14 protein-coding genes are annotated in these 17,432 nt (G+C 43.1%); 1 reads left to right on the top strand and 13 read right to left on the bottom strand.

The window, feature by feature from the left end; genetic code table 11:
• Positions 1–21: 21 nt before the first annotated feature.
• The 9 genes from MKY52_RS23930 to MKY52_RS23890 all read right to left on the bottom strand — a co-directional run bounded on the left by MKY52_RS23930 (position 22) and on the right by MKY52_RS23890 (position 12,811).
• A complete protein-coding gene (locus MKY52_RS23930) occupies positions 22–687 on the bottom strand; it encodes a response regulator (protein WP_094874553.1) in 666 nt (221 codons plus the stop codon).
• Positions 684–1,502, bottom strand: a complete 819-nt coding sequence (locus MKY52_RS23925; protein ID WP_341053969.1) for a sensor histidine kinase — start codon at positions 1,500–1,502, stop codon at positions 684–686. Before MKY52_RS23925 ends, MKY52_RS23930 begins: the two co-directional genes overlap by 4 nt.
• A 245-nt stretch (positions 1,503–1,747) precedes the next feature.
• On the bottom strand, positions 1,748–2,707 hold the full coding sequence (locus MKY52_RS23920; protein ID WP_341053967.1) for a hypothetical protein: 960 nt from the start codon (positions 2,705–2,707) through the stop codon (positions 1,748–1,750).
• A 20-nt stretch (positions 2,708–2,727) separates the two neighbouring features.
• Entirely contained in the window at positions 2,728–3,648 is a 921-nt protein-coding gene (gene cysK / locus MKY52_RS23915; RefSeq protein WP_341053965.1) for a cysteine synthase A, read from the bottom strand.
• A gap of 153 nt (positions 3,649–3,801) precedes the next feature.
• Complete coding sequence (locus MKY52_RS23910) at positions 3,802–7,644, bottom strand: discoidin domain-containing protein (protein WP_341053963.1); 3,843 nt, start codon at positions 7,642–7,644, stop codon at positions 3,802–3,804.
• 361 nt (positions 7,645–8,005) lie between these two features.
• Positions 8,006–9,700: a methyl-accepting chemotaxis protein gene (locus MKY52_RS23905; RefSeq protein ID WP_341053961.1), complete on the bottom strand. Its 1,695-nt coding sequence runs from the start codon at positions 9,698–9,700 to the stop codon at positions 8,006–8,008.
• Positions 9,701–9,864: 164 nt separating this feature from the next.
• The gene (locus MKY52_RS23900; RefSeq protein ID WP_076283011.1) at positions 9,865–10,563 is read right to left on the bottom strand and encodes a Crp/Fnr family transcriptional regulator; all 699 of its coding nucleotides are present in this window, start codon (positions 10,561–10,563) and stop codon (positions 9,865–9,867) included.
• Positions 10,564–10,762: 199 nt separating this feature from the next.
• Positions 10,763–11,287 (bottom strand): hypothetical protein, encoded by a 525-nt coding sequence (locus tag MKY52_RS23895; RefSeq protein WP_341053959.1) that lies wholly within the window; start codon positions 11,285–11,287, stop codon positions 10,763–10,765.
• 24 nt (positions 11,288–11,311) lie between these two features.
• Positions 11,312–12,811 carry a DUF4153 domain-containing protein gene (locus MKY52_RS23890; protein WP_341053957.1) on the bottom strand — a complete coding sequence of 500 codons (1,500 nt, stop codon included), beginning with the start codon at positions 12,809–12,811 and terminating at the stop codon, positions 11,312–11,314.
• Positions 12,812–12,923: 112 nt separating this feature from the next.
• Here MKY52_RS23890 and MKY52_RS23885 point away from each other — a divergent pair, with 112 nt between their 5' ends.
• Complete coding sequence (locus MKY52_RS23885) at positions 12,924–14,618, top strand: ABC transporter substrate-binding protein (protein ID WP_341053955.1); 1,695 nt, start codon at positions 12,924–12,926, stop codon at positions 14,616–14,618.
• 28 nt (positions 14,619–14,646) lie between these two features.
• Here the strand turns inward: MKY52_RS23885 and MKY52_RS23880 are convergent, their stop codons facing one another.
• Genes MKY52_RS23880 through MKY52_RS23865 form a run of 4 tightly spaced genes read right to left on the bottom strand, consistent with a single transcriptional unit; the run spans position 14,647 to position 17,296 of the window.
• Complete coding sequence (locus tag MKY52_RS23880) at positions 14,647–15,117, bottom strand: DinB family protein (protein WP_341055614.1); 471 nt, start codon at positions 15,115–15,117, stop codon at positions 14,647–14,649.
• 14 nt (positions 15,118–15,131) lie between these two features.
• A complete protein-coding gene (locus tag MKY52_RS23875; RefSeq protein WP_341053953.1) occupies positions 15,132–15,575 on the bottom strand; it encodes a GNAT family N-acetyltransferase in 444 nt (147 codons plus the stop codon).
• Positions 15,576–15,627: 52 nt separating this feature from the next.
• Positions 15,628–16,074 carry a hypothetical protein gene (locus MKY52_RS23870; RefSeq protein WP_341053951.1) on the bottom strand — a complete coding sequence of 149 codons (447 nt, stop codon included), beginning with the start codon at positions 16,072–16,074 and terminating at the stop codon, positions 15,628–15,630.
• On the bottom strand, positions 16,067–17,296 hold the full coding sequence (locus MKY52_RS23865; RefSeq protein WP_341053949.1) for a HAMP domain-containing sensor histidine kinase: 1,230 nt from the start codon (positions 17,294–17,296) through the stop codon (positions 16,067–16,069). The genes MKY52_RS23870 and MKY52_RS23865 overlap by 8 nt, the downstream gene beginning before the upstream one ends.
• Between the last annotated feature and the right edge of the window lie 136 nt (positions 17,297–17,432).

The following is a 17,432-nucleotide window of genomic DNA, read 5'->3' as shown; positions in this document are numbered from 1 at the left end:
AATTTCGTCCATAACTTCTTGCTATACATCTTTAGAAAAATCCCGTTTACGCGAAGCAAGCCCTTGCTCCAACGCATAACGCGTTAGCTGCGTACGATTTTGAAGCTGCAGCTTCTGAAGGATGTTTTTTAGATGATTTTTTACGGTATGCTCCGAAATCCCCAGGCTTAAAGCAATCTCCTTGTTCTTCGATCCAGAAGACACACAGCTCAAAATTTCTTTCTCCCTTGCCGTCAATGACTCCCCTTCATCCGTTACAGCGGGTACGGTGAACTCCTTCAAGATTTGAAAAGCCAGCTCCCGACTTAGGGGCGCTTCTTCATTAACAATGGCCTGCAAATATTGAATCCAGGTGGAAGGTGCCAGATTCTTTAGCAAATACCCCTGTGCACCTTGCTTCAGCGCTTCGAGAAGATGGGAAATCTCGTCCGATACCGTAACGATAACGATTTTGACATAGGGATATTCCTGTTTGATCCGGCGAGTAGTCTCCAAACCGTCCATCACCGGCATCTGAATGTCGATTAGAATGAGATCAGGCATCCATTGAGCTGTAAAAGCGATTGCCTCAGCACCACTCTCCACTACACCAATGACCTCAAAACTATCATCCATGGACAAAATCTCACACATCGCCTCACGTGCATGTGCATGATCATCCACAACTAAAACCCGGTATCGGCTCATGGACTGACATCCCCTTTCGTAATCTCAACCTGGGTGCCTGTGTCACCGGATGTTAGCCTAAGCCTCCATCCCATCCCCTCGACACGTTCCTTCATGATCTGAAGTCCGTAGCTACCACTTACTTCGAATGGATCATGCTCAAATCCCTCTCCATTGTCTGCAACAACTACTCTCCAGCGCTTCTCATCGCCAGCGCCAGTAATTGAAACCAGCCCCGCTCGTGTATGCTTGCGAACATTAATGATCGCTTCGCGGATACAGGATAACAATTCTGATTTTTCTGAGGGGGAGAGCGCATCATCTTGCAGGCTCCAGTCGAGTGAGGCTTCGATCATAATCTCATTTGCCATCTGGGCTAACTGATCTTTTACCGACTGTTCCAATGAAAAAGAACTCTGCTCTGAGACCGGAATTTTCAGATTAGCGATGGCCTGCCGCACATAACGATTCACCTCATGGACCGTCTTTTTGATTTGATCCACACTTTCCTCACTGACTCCACCATTCTTGCGGCTTGCTTCTAGTCGGTCGATTTTGACAGATAAGAGAAATAAAGATTGCGCCATCCCATCATGCAGTTCCTTGGCTAGTCCTTCCCGAGCCTTCATTGCGTCTTTAAGTGCACGTTCTTGCTCCAACTCCCGCTGATTTCGCTCCATAAGAGAGAACAGAGGGAGTAGCAATACAAGACTGACCAAAAACACAAGAACCGGCGTCAAATAGTTCCCCAAGTCCATTGAAATATAAGACATTAGAAACTGATGGCGTACGACTTCCCAGATCCCTACCATTAATGTTGGCAGTAACAGGATCATATACTTTATTTGTTTATACGTTGCTGTCCCCTCCTGCACATCTTATGATTAACATTATCACCGTCTTATCCCAGCTACATGACTCGATCGGGCTATATTGACCTGTTAATGTTACAAATTTAAGTATTTTAAAAGGTGAATGCCGATATTTATAATATCATAAGCAAGCTTTCTTATATTGTAGCAAAAAAAAGATACATCTCACGATGCACCCAATCATTTCTACGATTACAGCAAAGTCCTACCTATAGTGGCGAGGTATAACGTCCATATTGGATGTCCATTTCCTTAAATGAATCTCCTACTTTGTTCAAGAAAAATGTATTGATTCCCTCTGCTCCCCACCAATTCATGCCGAGTAGTGGCCCTTCTGAGGTTTCAGCTGCAAAAAGAATGGAGAACATTTCAGGCCTAACTTCCCCGCCATCATCCACCCGCCAAACTGAATACTCATCGCCTTGAATGACTGCTGGATAGTCCATGAAGTTAAGCACATCCTTATCTTCCATTACGAAACTAAATAACATATCTTGATCCAGCCTCACGAATTGAACGAGATATAGCTGACGATCTTTAGATAGGTCTGCTAGCTTCCAAATTTGCTGGATTTCACGATTTTTTGAAGCTGCAATACGCTGGCGTGCACTTTCTTCTACAATCGCAGCCGATTGTTCAAGCTCTACAGGTTCAATCGGAATAAGTGAATCTGCATTAAAGTTTGCTCTATCTGTCAAATAGTAGGTCGCATCCGGTGTGGCACTTCCCTCTTCCACCGTATAAAGATAACCTGCCAGATTCACAAAATTATGCGCCACCTCCCGTCCATTGCTGTCACTTGTTCCATCCTGCCACTTCTTAAATTTAATCTTCAACACTTTACCCTGATCACCAATAGCCTCATTGAATTGTGCCATCTCTTGATCCAATCCTTTTTCATGCCCGGTTACTAGAATATTCCGCCCCTCTGCATCCACAAATCCAAAATTCACCTTCAGCTTCTCAGGATCTAGATAAGCTTCTGTCTGCTGCAAGCTTGGCGTTGGTGATGGTTCTACGCTTGGAGGAAGCGTAGGAGAAGGCAATACAGTTTCCGCACTTTGTTCCGGCGTAGACTCTAAATGATCCCCATTACTCGTCAACGAGTTGTTTCCAGAACAACCCACCAACATAAGAACAATAAAGAAACTAACCATGACCTTATTCATTTTTATTCCTCCAAACGAAGTTAGAATATTCCCATGCTCAGGTAACGTTCCCCCGCATCAGGTGCAATACATAATACTCGCTTGCCGGATCCGAGGCGCCGTGCTTCCTGCAATGCAGTCCATACTGCGGCACCACCTGATGGACCAAGCAGAATCCCTTCCTGTACAGCCAGCGTTCTCACTGTTTGCAATGCATCTTCATCCGAAACTTGAATGATTTCATCGTAAACCTTCGTATTCAGAATGGCGGGTATAAAGCCTGGACTGGTTCCAACCAGTTTATGCGATCCGGGCTTTCCACCAGATAACACTGGCGAGCCTTGCGGCTCAACAACAACAATACGAATATCAGGAAGCTGCTCACGCAACACTTCCCCAGTTCCAGTTATCGTGCCTCCTGTCCCAGAAGAAGCAACGAACACGTCCAGCTTCCCTTCCATTTGCTCCATAATTTCAAGAGCTGTCGTAGTCCGGTGAATGTCAGGGTTCGCTTTATTCTCGAACTGCTGTGGAATAAAGCTGTTCGCCATTTCTTTCCCCAGCTCAATTGCTTTCGCTATAGCCCCTGGCATCCGCTCCGCGGCAGGCGTCAGCACAACTTCAGCACCATAAGCCTTTAGAATATTGATTCGTTCCTTTGTCATATTGTCAGGCATGACAAGAATCGCTTTATAGCCTTTAGCAGCGGCATTCATAGCCAATCCAATGCCTGTATTTCCGCTTGTCGGCTCTATAATGGTCCCTCCGGGTTTCAGTAGCCCAGCTAGTTCTGCTTGCAGAATCAGATTATAAGCGGCTCTGTCCTTTACACTGCCACTCGGATTGAAACGTTCCAGCTTCACATATAGTTCTGCATCTTGGGGGGGGGTCAACCGATTTAGTCTCACAACCGGTGTATTCCCGATCAGTTCAGTGATATTGTTAACAACAAGGGATGTCATTCCTAGAGCCTCCTTCAATTATTTTCCTCCCATTATTGTAACTTGAGCGGCACCTCCTGTCGATTCAGTCCTCCCATTCCTCTAACCTGAAACAGCCGACTCCGCATCATAAGCGGAGTCGGCTGTTCATTACTCACATAGCATCAATGATTGTTAAGGATTCACATTAATCGTAAAAGTAGATGTATTATTCTTAATATTTGTTACCGTGTTCGTAATCTTCAGATTGTTGAAGGTTGCTGAGCCTCTGGCTGGACCTTGACCTGCCTCAGCAGCTTCATTCACCCAGATGCCCACTCCGGATTTACTATCAAAAGCATCGCCGCTCTTCTGCGCACCGGTAATTGTAACATTATTAAAGATGGTATCTGTTACTGGGAATTGTGGAGTGGAGCCTACATAGTTGGTCTGGAACATGATGCCATGATAGGTCGGATCAATAATATCCACATCATTGACTCGGATACCTTGGAAGACCTTGGAGGCCGAGAATACCCAGATCGCCGGGAAAGTCTGCGCGCCCCAGAAATGCCCACCTGCACGAACAATAGAAATATTCTCAAAATTCGTAGTCGGTGAAGCTCCGAAGCCATTCATTGGATACCCAAAGTCTAAAGAGCTGATTGTAATCCCGGAGTAGCAAAGTGTATCCGCAATATAAATGTTACGGAAGGTATTTGCGTATCCACCATAGACAGCTACACCAGCAGCACGCCAAGTCAAGATTGAAGTGAGGTTCTCATAGATGTTATCCTTCATATCTGCACCACCGGAATCAATCGCCGAGAACAATGCAAAGCTATCATCACCTGTTGCCCGTGCTTCAATATTAGACACCAGGTTATTCGTGCTTCCATTAGTCATATTGATGCCGTCAGCGAAGGTGTTACGTATACGGGAGTTTTTAATCACCATGTTATCCGTATTGGCTCCCCAGTACATACAGACCTGATGTTCAGTCCAGATGTTGTCGATCGTAATGTTCGCCACATTGGAGAAATCAAATACTTTACCAGGACCGTCGATACGAGAAGTATAGTTTCCGAAATAAGCGAAATTCGCAAAGGTAGATCCATTCGCAGTATCACTGGCTCGGAATCCGACATCGGTATTCTCTTGGTTAGTTGGAGCAATGAACCTTGTATACCAAGGACCCGCACCGATAACCTTCACTGCCTTGCCGTAGACCTGAAACTTGTTGGAGGTCTGATAGTTTCCTGGTGGCAAATATACACCTACGAGATTTCCTGTGGTGTCCATCCGCACTTTATCAAGCGCATTTTGAACATCCTGATGCGTAAAGCCTGCAGGAACAGTGTATTTAGCCGGATCTGGATTAGCAATCGGTGAAACCTGCTCAAGACTGATGAAGTCGATGGCGTATTGAGAAGTGTTAGCGGTATCCTTTTGTAAACGGATCGTACTTCCTGCCGGAATGGTACTATCAAACATAATGTTAGCTTCATCATAAATATGCCGTGGAGAACCTGCGCTTGGCGAATTTCCAGGACTTGTCTCAGAACCGTACAACCATGCATATTTAGAGGTTAAGTTAATAGCTTTGCTAAAGACACCATTAACATAGATGTTAAGCGTAGCATTTGTGCCGTCACCACTCGCTGAATCTGGAATCGAGAAACGAGTAACCAGAGTGTTCGTGCTGGCTTTTGTCGTGAATTCAACATAGCTACCTGTGGTGTTCAGAGTGACTGCTCTTCTGCCTGAAGCCTCACCTGCAGGATCGCCGATGGTCCGGTTGGCTGAAAGCTTCACGGCCCCACCGCCAATAACTCCATCCTCAGCCTCATACATGTCGTAAGGCATGTTCGCACCTCGACCGATGAACAGTGACTGCGTCTGAATATTATTAGCCCGTTTTACAGGCAGCTCATTAGCATCTACTGCAATTTCACTCTTCACAGTATATTTGCCATTTCCTGCAGTCCAATTACCAAGAGCTACAGGCGCTGTGGTTACCCCACTTGCGATCACGCCGTTATAGGAACCCGTTAGAGTCTTAACCACCGCATTCGTAGTAGCATCTAAAACCGTCAGAGTTATGTTATGCGCACCACTCGCGGAAGCTGCTGTACCTTGATTCTTAATGGCCACTGAGAAGCTTACAGTGTTGCCGCCTGCTGGATTGCCAGGTGTCCAACTGACGGAGGAAGCAACCAGATCAGAACTGGACACTGGAGCAATAATAAGGGAAGCCGGACTCGTAAAACTATTATTCCCCTCATTTGATTCAATCACTGTATTATTCTCATCGACCTTTGCACTTAATGAGTAGGTTGCTGCATCTTTTGCGCCCAGGTTAAGAGATACGCTCGTTGATGCGCCAGCAGCTAGAGCACCTACTGGACTAGTACCTACAAGGGTAGTGCCCAAATAAAAATTCACATTAGTTGCAGCAGATGCTAGAGATCCTATATTCTTAACTGTTGCATTAAGTGTAATGGCATCCGTCTCAATTGGAGAGGTTGGAGTCCATGTAAGAGCAGTCACCGTCAAATCTGGATTCGCAGATGGTGTACCAATTACCTGAAATTCAGCAATTTGTCCAGCACTTGAACCAGAGTTAGTAGTGATCTTTAGCTGCAATTCACTAGCCGTAGCCGTGACCGGAATCGTCACTGTATTACCGGTTGCCGGATTAAAGGTATACACGGTCGCAGGTACAAGACTCGTAAAAGCCGTTGTATTCTGATTATGCCCAAGCACTTGAATGGTCTGAGTACGTGTAGACCACGCCGATGCAGGATTCAGCTTGAGAACAACCGATGTAACATCAGCATTGCTGCCCAAATTAACAGTTAATGTGTTCGGATAACTTCCCCCTGCCCCCTCCCAATAAGTAGTTACATCACCGTCATTCGCATTCGTCTGCACAAAGGTAAAGACTGAGGACGAAGCAGTTATACTTTTGTTCAAAGCCAAATTTGAACCCGTCCCAGGTGTTGGGGTTACCGTTGGTGTCGGTGTTACTGTCGGTGTTGGGGTTGGCGTTGGTGTGGCCGTTGGCATTGGGGTTGGCGTTGCCGTTGGTGATGGTGTTGCTGTCGGTGCTGAAGATGGAGTAAGGATCAGGTTGTCCAGATTCACGTTTCCAGTATCACCAGCGTCATATTTATAAGTAATCGTATTAGCACCAGCATTCAAGGCTAGCGTTTCAACCTTTGTGGACCATGTATTCCAGTTGGCCAGATTTAAAAGAGAAGATTGCTTTATTTTCGTCCCATTTACATAAATACTTATTGTTTTTGTGCTGCCTGAAGCATTTGCATATTTTAATGCGGCATCATAGTTTCCAGCAGAGGCAACATTAACACTAAACGCAGTCGTTGCTCCTTGTGTCAAATAGCCATCTACAAATCCGGTTCCGGTATAACCAGTATGATCTGTATTGACTTTTGCTCCACCGGATAAAGCAGCATTCTCCGCTTCATATCCAGTTGTTGGAAGTGTCGTTGTGCTGCCATAAATCTCAAATTCCGATAACTGTGCTGCTGGCCATCCTGTATTTGCCGTGAAGTTCAATTTAACATATCTAGCACTCGCAGCTGTAAAATTAATGGTCACAGTATTAGATCCGCTTGCTGGATTAAAGGTGTAATTGGCAGAGGCTGCTAAGTTAGTGTAAGTAGAATCATCAGAGCTTCCCTCCACCGACAACGTTTGGGTTCTTGTTTCCCAGTTCGTCGGCAGTTTTAGAACAACCTGATTGACACTGCTTACGTCGCCTAAGTCCACTTTAATCCATTGCGGGAATGCGTTACTTACACTCTCCCAATACGTTCCTTGATTGCTGTCATTGGCATTAGTTGCTACATAAACATCGCCAAATGAGCTTGAAGTAATGCTTTTACCTTGGGCTAAATTCCCCGCAGCTAAACTCACCGAGGGGTACAACGCTAATTGACCTACAAATAATATTACAATCAAAAAATACATTACTACCGACTTACCCGTAATTTTTTTAGAAGCTGCTATCATTAGAGAACCACCTCCCAAAGTTTTGTGAAGCTATGCAGCTAATAAGAATACGCTTTCAAAATAGTATTGTTATAGACATTCGCCTCCTAAAATGGACCTGATAGTTTTCAACGAGACTTAACAATCATTTTATTATTAGCTGCCTGTCCTCCCGTATCCTTGACTCTAACTTCAATAAGTCTTTGATCTATACCCAGAGGTTGACCACAAACTAACTAATAATGGTAATAATATAAGTTATAGGCAGGTGGACGTCGATGGCGATTTCTATGCTTAGTATGTGGGATATTACGTTCAACCAAATAAAAAAAGAAAGCTCCAGAGAGCACTGGGATTCCCCCTCAACTCTCCGAAGCTCGCCTTATACATTAAATCTAGCTACCAGCCCCTGTAGTCCATGAGCCATTAAGTTTAATTCACTTGCAGAGGAAGCAATTTGTTCCACCGAAGCCCTTTGCTCTTGTGAGGCTGCCGACACATGTTGTGTACTCGCTGCAGTCGTTTCTGCAATTGTCGTAACACTTCGAAGCGATTCCACAATCTCATCCGTAGCCGCTGTGATCTCTTCCACAGCTCCGGATACTTCCTGAACCTGCTCGGCTAGTGAATCTATAGATAACCGAATCTCACTAAAGGAACGTCCAGCCTGCTGAATAATCTCCGTGCCTCCCCTTACTTCACTCATACTACTCATCATAACCTTCATCGCATTATCTGCTTCACTTTGAATCCCGCTCGCCATTTCCGCAATTTGATTAGCGGATTCTGTAGACTGCTCAGCCAGCTTACGAACTTGATCAGCAACTATAGCGAATCCTCTACCTTGTTCACCCGCGCGGGCTGCCTCAATTGTCGCATTTAACGCCAGCATATTTGTCTGCGAAGCGATCCCTTTTATAACTCCTACAATACTGCCAATATCCTGTGATCGATTCACGAAACCCTGAACTTGCAGTGACAGAGACTGTATGGATCGATTAATGGATTCCATCTGCTGACCTGCCGCCAGAAGTGATTCATCTCCGGCAATAGCAAATGACGCAGAGCAATGCGAGGCTTCAGAAATATCCTGAACACTAGAGGCAATTTGACCGATTCCAATCGATATTTCTGAGAACGATATTGTATTGGTCTGTAGATCATTCATCTGTTTAGCAGTTCCCAAAGCTACTTCACCGATAATATCCGATATTCGTTCTGTGGCACCTGCTGTCACTCCACTATCTGAGGTAAGATTTGTAGAGGAATTCGCAAGACTATTCGCGGATAGCTTCACTTGTTCAATCATCGAGCCCAAATTTTCTGTCATTTTATTAAAATTAAACGCCAGTTCACCAATCTCATCTTTTGACCGGACGTTTAGTTTGCGAGTAAGATCGGCATCTCCATCTGCAATCTCCTTCAGCTGTGTGTTCACATCACGAAGTGGTTTAATAATTCGTCCAGATATTAATAGTGCAAGAATTAGGGCAAGAACAACCGATAATCCGGTCACTCCAAAGCTAGTAATCATAGCGTTATTACGATGGGCTTCTGCTTGACTCTGCCCGTTCTGTATTGCCTCCATGAGCATGCTCTGGAATACAATCTGAGATTCAATCATTGCATCTAAAGATAAATTGGTAAACTTCTTCTGCGCTTCCGGGAAGTTTCCATCCTTGGCTAAGGCGAAGGCTTCCTTCAAAACGATCAAATAATCATTCCATTTCCCCTTCAGCTCCGTTACACCCTTTAGTTCTTCTTCACTTAATCTAACACTCTCCAGCTCCTTGATGGCATTCTCAATCAATGGGAGCGTCTCTTCGTACATAGAAAGATATGATTTTCGCTCAGCCTCTGTGTTGCTCATCACATAACGAGCCCCTAGCTCATCTGCCGTACGAATTTTATCCGTTAATCCCTGTACAAGCGACAGTTTGTTCCAATTGCGATTGACCTGATCCGTCAGTATCGTAGCCTTTCCTTGAAACCATGTGTTTCCTGCTATTGCCACTAGAAAGACCACAATCACAGCAGTAAATCCCAATATCATTTTTCCGCGGATATTTCTAAACATCGTTGTTCCTCATCTCTATATGTATAGTAGGTTTCAAATTGGTACTTTTATCCTACTATCGTTCCCTTAAGCCACTCTGAATTTGAACTGAATGTTCGCTTAAAAAAACAAAAAGACCTCTACGTCCGGCCCAAGGCTGGAACTAATGGTCTTTAGAGATCTTTTTATTCGTATAAATTTCCGTTCGCCAGCTCAGCGAGCTTCCCTTCGTCCAGTACGCTTAGGCGTCCACGATTTCGTGTAATAATTCCTTCATCAATGAACCGACGCACGATCCGGTTAAGATGCCGATAACTTGTACCTAACAACTCTGCTGTCTCTATAAGGCTAGAGGTCCGAATCTCCTCCACACGTCGGTCACCGTTTTTATCGGCGAATAAAGACATCAAATAGCTGGCAAATCGATTCTCGACCGGATACAACAGGTTAAGTGCGGAGGCTTGGCCGAGCGTATGCAATTTGTGACTAAGTTCCCCTACGAGAAAACGTAACAAAGCAGTATTTTCCTCAAGCTCTCTCAGCAGTAATCTTCTCCCGGCAAAAAGAATCAAGCTCTCACCCACAGACTCCACTTGATTCTTGACAGGAAAGCGATGAAGCAGCTCCACATCCCCAATCACTGATATCGGATTTGTAAACCGCACCAGCATAGATTTGCCGTTCGGCAGCAATGTCTGAATTTTGAGCTTGCCCTCAACCAATATGAACATCCCATCCAACTGATCGCCAACCAAACACAGCTTCTCTTCATCCGTATAACGTCTCAATTCCATTTTATACGTGACTAGCGGGCTAAAAATTCCGTCCAGACCGTTCTTCACTGCCAAGGCACGGACAGCTTCACGGTCATTTATCGTTTGCATGTGGTGCCCCCTCTATTGTTTGCTCAAATAAGTGTAATTTAGAATACCCCACAAAAAAAGGACATATGTCCTTTTTAATAATATAAGAAAGTATAAGTTTCACACAATACTATATTTCTTATATTTCTCGCTTAACCGCTTATCGACCTTATAAGGAAGCCGAAGGCCGTTTATGCTTGTAAGGAAATCCCAAAACATCTTACATCACAACAGAGTCCACACTATATCGGATCATATTCACTTTCTGATCTTGTAACCAAAATTCTAAATTCCGATGATTGATTTTATCCACATACCCGATAATCTCAGCCCCTTGTTCCCCTCTTTTATAATAAGAAGAGCCATAAGCTTCAATCACATCATCTGTAGAAGACCCCACATGAATACCTCTGGCAGTACTCATCTTCAGATCGGAATAGACGCTAATTAGAATGATTTTATCGTCACCACGCGCTGTGGCTACTGTTGTTTCGTTGTCCAAATGATAATATTGATACCGTTCAATATCGTCACGTGGTTTAGGTGCCTGGGTGAGCGATTCGAGACTCTGAAGCAGCTGGATGTCTCCCAGACGTTCCTGCTCTAGATTGCTGCTGGATACGCGAGAGTAATGATTTTGTCTTGGGGCATTGTATAAATAAATATGATAGATCCCATAACTTAAACCTACCGTAATAAAAATGATGATAAATAACCAGCCGTTACTAAATGGCTTTTTTCTCACTTTCCTCACACCTTCTTCTAACCTTTACTGTGCAAAATACTTCTTCAGCTCACGCTGCGCCTGATATTCCGGGAAATTAAAGGACTGCCACTTCCGCTCTCGCTGAGCACCGTCCCACCATTTGCTTTTCAAAAATTGATCTAGCATCCCATCTTCCTTACGACTGAACTTAATCAGAGAAGGGATGACTTCCGGTGACAGACCAACCAAATAATCAGCATCCAGCTTACCACTCACCTCATAACGCTCTATATTCTTATTAGCTATAATGACATCCATACCTATATAGTTCATAACAACATAAGAGGTCAGACCTAGCACAATATAACATTTAGCCAACGGCAAACGGGGTACAACAATCCGTACAGCTGCAAGAATCAACAGCAAACCCATAAATATCATAAATGCATGAACTAGGAAACGAATCGTAGTATATCCATACGCCTCTTCATATAGGGTTAGTCTAGTATAGGCAGAATACAACATGACAGTTGAACAGCCGACCAAGATATACAGCATAATATTAATGACTTTTTGGAGCAGTCCGCCCCTCTTTCCTTCTGATCCCAACCCCAGCATTAGAATCACGAAATTAATCGTGGTCACCATAATTAACTCGAAGAATCCACTACGAGCGTAATCAGCATAAGAACTACCCTCTGGTAACATCCCTTCCCAAGCTCCAAACAAGTAAGAAAATTGGACGATTACGAACAGAACATATACCGTGTTAATAGCTATAAGAATTGTCGTCATAATTACTGGATCAACCTTAAAGGTCACAGGCGCCTGCACAGGTCCATACTCCCTTGGTTGCACATTCCAGTCATAGATCTTCGAATCTACAAAGCCCCATACTAAGCCGAACAATCCCATGCCCATCAGGAATATCCACAACGTCCGCACAATAATTTCACCAAATGAAATTCGATCCAGCATATTTGGCAGCCATATTAGCACATGATGAAACACACCATCGGCCGAGGCCAGCAGGGTAATTACAACAAGCAGTATCGGTAAAGAGATCGCAAGTCCTGTAAACACTTTCCCCAGCACTTGCTTGCGTTCATCCTTCACCTTACTATCACTGCTACTTTTGAAGTCCTTGAACACAGTACCCCAGTGGCGAAAGTTCTGTGGAAGCAAATGCTCTAGTGTATCCCAAAGTATTCTGAATTGACTCCAAGAGGGGCGTTTATCACTTAGCAAATAAGTCATATGTAATAAAATCAGCACAGGGATTACTAATAGGTTCAACCCAAAGTAGAAAAGATTATGAAACAACACATAGGTCATCGAGAGTAGAAAAATCGCTCCAAACCAGAAATAACTGAGTTTGGTCAGTTTGCGCATTTTAGCCTTAGCGTAATAAAGCATATACACATAAAACAGACAAACGAAGATAGGATAAGAAACCCCTGGCAACTTTCCGTAGAACAACAACTGATGAACAATCGCCAGTAAGAAGGCAACAATTAAAGCGGCAAGTGATCGATTAAGCTTAAGCTCCGTTTCATCGGTCATGGTAAACACCCCCATATTCTTACTTTCTTATCCTTATTCTAAGTGATAAAATAAGAAAAAAAAGAGAAAGAATTTTTTAATAATTTCCTATTTTCTGAAAGGGACTTAAACCATGAAGCTGCATAGCCAATATTTAAAGCTGCACTCTCAGTTTGGGGGAGTCACAGAAATCTCAGTTACGATGGATGAGCTAGCCTTGACCTTCGGATGTACACACCGCAATGCCATGCATATTGTGAATAAAATGATGCAGCTGGAATGGGTCCAATGGACGCCTAAGCGCGGACGTGGAAGTCGTTCCTTATTACAGTTCCTTGTCCCTTCTGAAGAAATTGCGCTTCAATCCATGATGCAGGCTATCAGCCGTAAAGATGTTCACAAAGCTATTGATGGCATCAAAACCCATGCCAGCTCTTCCTCGCTGCAAGATACCTTACAAGGCTGGCTGCTGACCTATTTTGGTCATCATTCTGAAATCCGGAGTGACAAACAGATTGATACCCTGCGGCTTCCCATCACCCAGCAGCTACATACCTTCGACCCGCTTCATATGAATCTATTGGCAGAGTCTTTTGTTTCCAGTCATGTCTTCGACGGATTAGTGAGACGCAGCGGGGAACGGGATAAGATTGTGCCTAGTCTTGCTCATGCCTGGGAAGTGGATGAGAGCCGTACGATTTGGACTTTTTTTCTACGCAAAGAAGTGTTGTTCCATCATGGAAAAGTACTGACGGCAAAAGATGTAGTCTATTCCTTGGGACGGCTGATGCAAACCTCAAAGCGGACACTCTATAGCTATATTTTCAAAGAAATCCAGCAAGTTACCGCACTAAACCCATCCACCGTTCAAATTACACTTAAACAGCCCAATGAGCTATTCCTCCCTTTCTTATGTACGAGTAGAGCGGCAATTGTTCCGCGTGATTTAGAAGGAATGGACGAACCTAGCTTTGGCCGCAGACCTGTGGGGACAGGACCATTTAAGGTTGTGGACATGAATGAGGACACTTGTGTGCTGGAGGTTTTTCCTTATTATTTTCTAGGAAGAGCTCATTTAGATCGAGTCGAAATAATGTATGTTCCGTGGGATACTGCGTCCGATTCCTCAGATCCTGGCTCGGCTTTTCATGTGATTCAGAATCCTTCATCCACCAATTCTTCTTCTTGGAGTCGGATTCATTCAGAGTCCTACATCCGTAAATTTGTTACCTGCAACACACAAAAAAAAGGACCGCTTAGCGACCCCCTTCTTCGGGCAAAGATCGTATCCTGTTTAAAAGAAGAGTCAGCGTCTGTAACGCATAAGTCAATGGAAGACTATGAGGTCACCTTGCAAATAACTACCATTCCGCAATATGCTAACGATGCTGAATGTATTGCTGCTAAACTAGAGCGTCAAGGTTCTCCGTGTACGGTTGTTTCCGTGTCTCCAGAGGAGTTCAAGGGCCCGATCCGACTGGAGTCCGACCTGATTGTTTTCTCATTATTTCGTGACGAGGATGAACAGCTTCGTTTATTTGATCTATATCTCACGCTTTCCCAGCATATAGAACCGCATACTCGTGCGGATATTGAAGGCTGGCTCTATACCATTGCACGAGAACCTAACCCTGAGGCTAGATCCGAGAGCTTTAGTATGATCGAGAACCGTCTTCTTGAGGAACATCATCTGCACATCTTGTATGAAAAACCCACCCAAACTGCTTATCTCCCCTCGGTCCGAGGAGTAAGCTTCAATAGTCAGGGCTGGGTTGATCTTCGTCATTTGTGGTTCCCGCCGCTGCTCTCCAGCGACATCCCTACATGATATACGCCATATCCCTTCGATTCCCGAATCATCGGAGCCCTTTTCCAATCAAATTAGCAGAAACTGGCTCCTTCCCGATTTCCCTTGCCCAAACAGACAACTGTCCGACATGATGAATCTCATGAGCGATCACATGTCGCATCACTTCACCCCAAGTATCCGTCACGATCCGGCCATCCGCCAGGTGATCCTCAAACATATTCCGCTCCAAACCCGCATGCCAAGAAAGTACAAACGGCTCTACATCGGGCCGGAATTTCGCATCTAGTTCTCTTACCTGCTGCAAAGACTTGTAATGTTCGAAATCCTCCTGAAAATCCGGTTTACCTTGCAACACTTGAATCCAGCTCCACTCCACATCAACAATATGAAACAGAGTCTTCAATATGCTGCCTACACCACCAGTACGTGCCCCAAGTAGCTCTTCTTCAGAAATATTCTCACACCACTCGTACCATTGTTCACGAACCATCCAGTTATATTGAAAGAATGTTTGCAGATCAAGGCCTCCTTTTAATGGGAACTTAGATATTTTCGGTATCCTTCCACCTTCTCATCTCTATACCCTAACGATTCATAAAAAATATGCGCTTCCTTACGCTTCTCTCCAGAGACTAAAATGATATAAAAGCAGTCTTTCTCCTGAGCTATTTCTTCAATGGCGAGCATCAGTTTTTTGCCCACACCTTGACGACGGGCACGCGAAGAAACTACCACATTCTCAATCACCATAAACGGTTTGCAATCTCCTATTAGATCATGACAAATGATACCCATCAAAGACCCCATCAAAGACCCGTCCACAAAAGCGCCCAACAATATGTACCGACGATCTGTCTTAATCACTTTAAATACTTGTTCCATTTTATTAAGATCAGAAGGGTGATTCATTAGCTCCTGATATAAATCACCAAGTTCATGGAGAGACTCCAATTCTATTTCTTTAATAACGACCATGGATGTTCAACCTGCTTTCTTTAATTTAATAATCTTTTTCATATATGCTACACTATTTACGAACTTTCAGTTCAAATTCATCCTTCTGCCCATTCCACTCAACAACAACCTTAATAATCGAGTTCTCCTGTTCAAACGCCCCGCTTCCAGCTCTTTCGGACTTCAGCTCACTTTTTCTTACTCCCTCGACATCTTCTAAGGTTTTACTTCCTCCACCTGATGTTCCCTTGAAGCTATATTTAAAATAATTAATCTTATCAAGATCCGTTTGCTCACCTTTATATTTAAGCTCAAATGTAGATTGCTGCGAGGTTTCATAATCTGGTCTCTCACCCTTTTTATCGATGAACTTCTCTGTTGCCTTTTGAACATATTCAGCCGACCATACTTTTCCTTCACCTGTAAATGTGTAATTGTGTTTATAGGTAGTTGTATTGCAGGCAGCAAGAAGAACTATGATTATTCCAGACAGCATCAGTGCGGATAGTTTCTTAATCAATATAGATCCCTCCCGATTCTGATAAAAAGTGAATAGTAACTGTTGTCCCCTTACCTTTAGAGCTATTATAATAAATTTCCCCACCATATTTTTCTACAATATTAAAGCAAATCATTAACCCTAAACCGGTTCCATTACTTTTTAATGAATAAAAAGGCGTGCCCAGCGACTTAACCTCAGCCTCGGACATCCCACTTCCTTCATCGGTGATCATGATCTCGATAAAATTATTATTTCTATTTGCTATGACTGAGACGGATTTCCCTACATCCGAGGCTTCTAGCGCATTTTTTATAATATTAATGAGTAACTGCTTAAACTCAATTTTATTAATGGAAATAAAACAATCTTCCTCTACCTTTATATCGATTTGGTTATCAGATAGCATGGCATAGGAATGAAGCAGACCCGTAACACTTTGAAGAACATCCTTCACATCTACCTTCTCTAATCTTTGATCTCCATTTGGTTTGGATAGGGTTAGAAATTGAGAGATAATCTGTTCTACTGTGTTTAATTCATCAATCATTAAGTTGAACTTACTTTTTTTAGAATCATCAAATGAATCGTCCTCTTTGAACAATTGCAAAAAACCTCTAACCACGGTTATAGGATTTCGAATTTCATGTGCAACAGCAGCTGTTAATTGTCCTACCATCTTTAACCGCTCGGATTGCTGTAATTGTTCATAATACAGTTGCTGCTTTTTCATCCGTTTAAATGATAAATGGAAAATGAAAAATAATAATGCTTGAACAGCTATTATATTTATAATGTTGCCTATAATGTCATGATGTAAATAAGTATATAATTCACCTTTATCAATAAAGATGACATAACTAAAAGTAATCACCATTAATATTCCATTTATAATAAAGGAAAAGTAGAACAATTTTAAATCGAAAAATAGAATAGAAAGTGCAGGAATAAGGCAAATCAAAATATAGGTGGTCCAAGTTTGAGGATATAAAAAGAAAAGCGTATAGAAGTAAGCAAATCCAAAAAGAATGATGATCTTTCTAAAGGTATGTGTCTCATACTTTGGATAGATCCATAAACAAACAGATAGAAACATTACACACAAAAAATGTACAATATAACCAAAATCAATCCCATTCAACTCTGTTGTAGACAGTATTAATCCAGATATCATAAGGGTAATGTTTAATAACATTACAATGTAATAGATTTTTCGATTCACCTGACTGTAAAACTCTCTCATGAATTCACCACTTCAAAATTAATTTAATCCTTTTTTGGATACTGCCTTCTCTAGAGGCAAAATTTAAGGGCACCCACTTGGATGCCCTTTCTACATCTCATACATTATTGTAATTATATCAGCCACTTTACTAAAA

Source organism: Paenibacillus sp. FSL P4-0184 (assembly GCF_038004625.1).
Classification (GTDB): Bacteria; Bacillota; Bacilli; order Paenibacillales; family Paenibacillaceae; genus Paenibacillus_AQ.
Note: the sequence above shows the minus strand (reverse complement) of the source record. Positions and strands in the feature narration are given on the sequence as shown.

Excerpts from the sequence above, each read along its gene's own strand:
- MKY52_RS23930 (WP_094874553.1), bottom strand. The coding sequence starts at position 687 with ATGAGCCGATACCGGGTTTTAGTTGTGGATGATCATGCACATGCACGT.
- MKY52_RS23925 (WP_341053969.1), bottom strand. The coding sequence starts at position 1,502 with ATGATCCTGTTACTGCCAACATTAATGGTAGGGATCTGGGAAGTCGTA.
- MKY52_RS23920 (WP_341053967.1), bottom strand. The coding sequence starts at position 2,707 with ATGAATAAGGTCATGGTTAGTTTCTTTATTGTTCTTATGTTGGTGGGT.
- cysK (WP_341053965.1), bottom strand. The coding sequence starts at position 3,648 with ATGACATCCCTTGTTGTTAACAATATCACTGAACTGATCGGGAATACA.
- MKY52_RS23910 (WP_341053963.1), bottom strand. The coding sequence starts at position 7,644 with ATGATAGCAGCTTCTAAAAAAATTACGGGTAAGTCGGTAGTAATGTAT.
- MKY52_RS23905 (WP_341053961.1), bottom strand. The coding sequence starts at position 9,700 with ATGTTTAGAAATATCCGCGGAAAAATGATATTGGGATTTACTGCTGTG.
- MKY52_RS23900 (WP_076283011.1), bottom strand. The coding sequence starts at position 10,563 with ATGCAAACGATAAATGACCGTGAAGCTGTCCGTGCCTTGGCAGTGAAG.
- MKY52_RS23890 (WP_341053957.1), bottom strand. The coding sequence starts at position 12,811 with ATGACCGATGAAACGGAGCTTAAGCTTAATCGATCACTTGCCGCTTTA.
- MKY52_RS23885 (WP_341053955.1), top strand. The coding sequence starts at position 12,924 with ATGAAGCTGCATAGCCAATATTTAAAGCTGCACTCTCAGTTTGGGGGA.
- MKY52_RS23875 (WP_341053953.1), bottom strand. The coding sequence starts at position 15,575 with ATGGTCGTTATTAAAGAAATAGAATTGGAGTCTCTCCATGAACTTGGT.
- MKY52_RS23865 (WP_341053949.1), bottom strand. The coding sequence starts at position 17,296 with ATGAGAGAGTTTTACAGTCAGGTGAATCGAAAAATCTATTACATTGTA.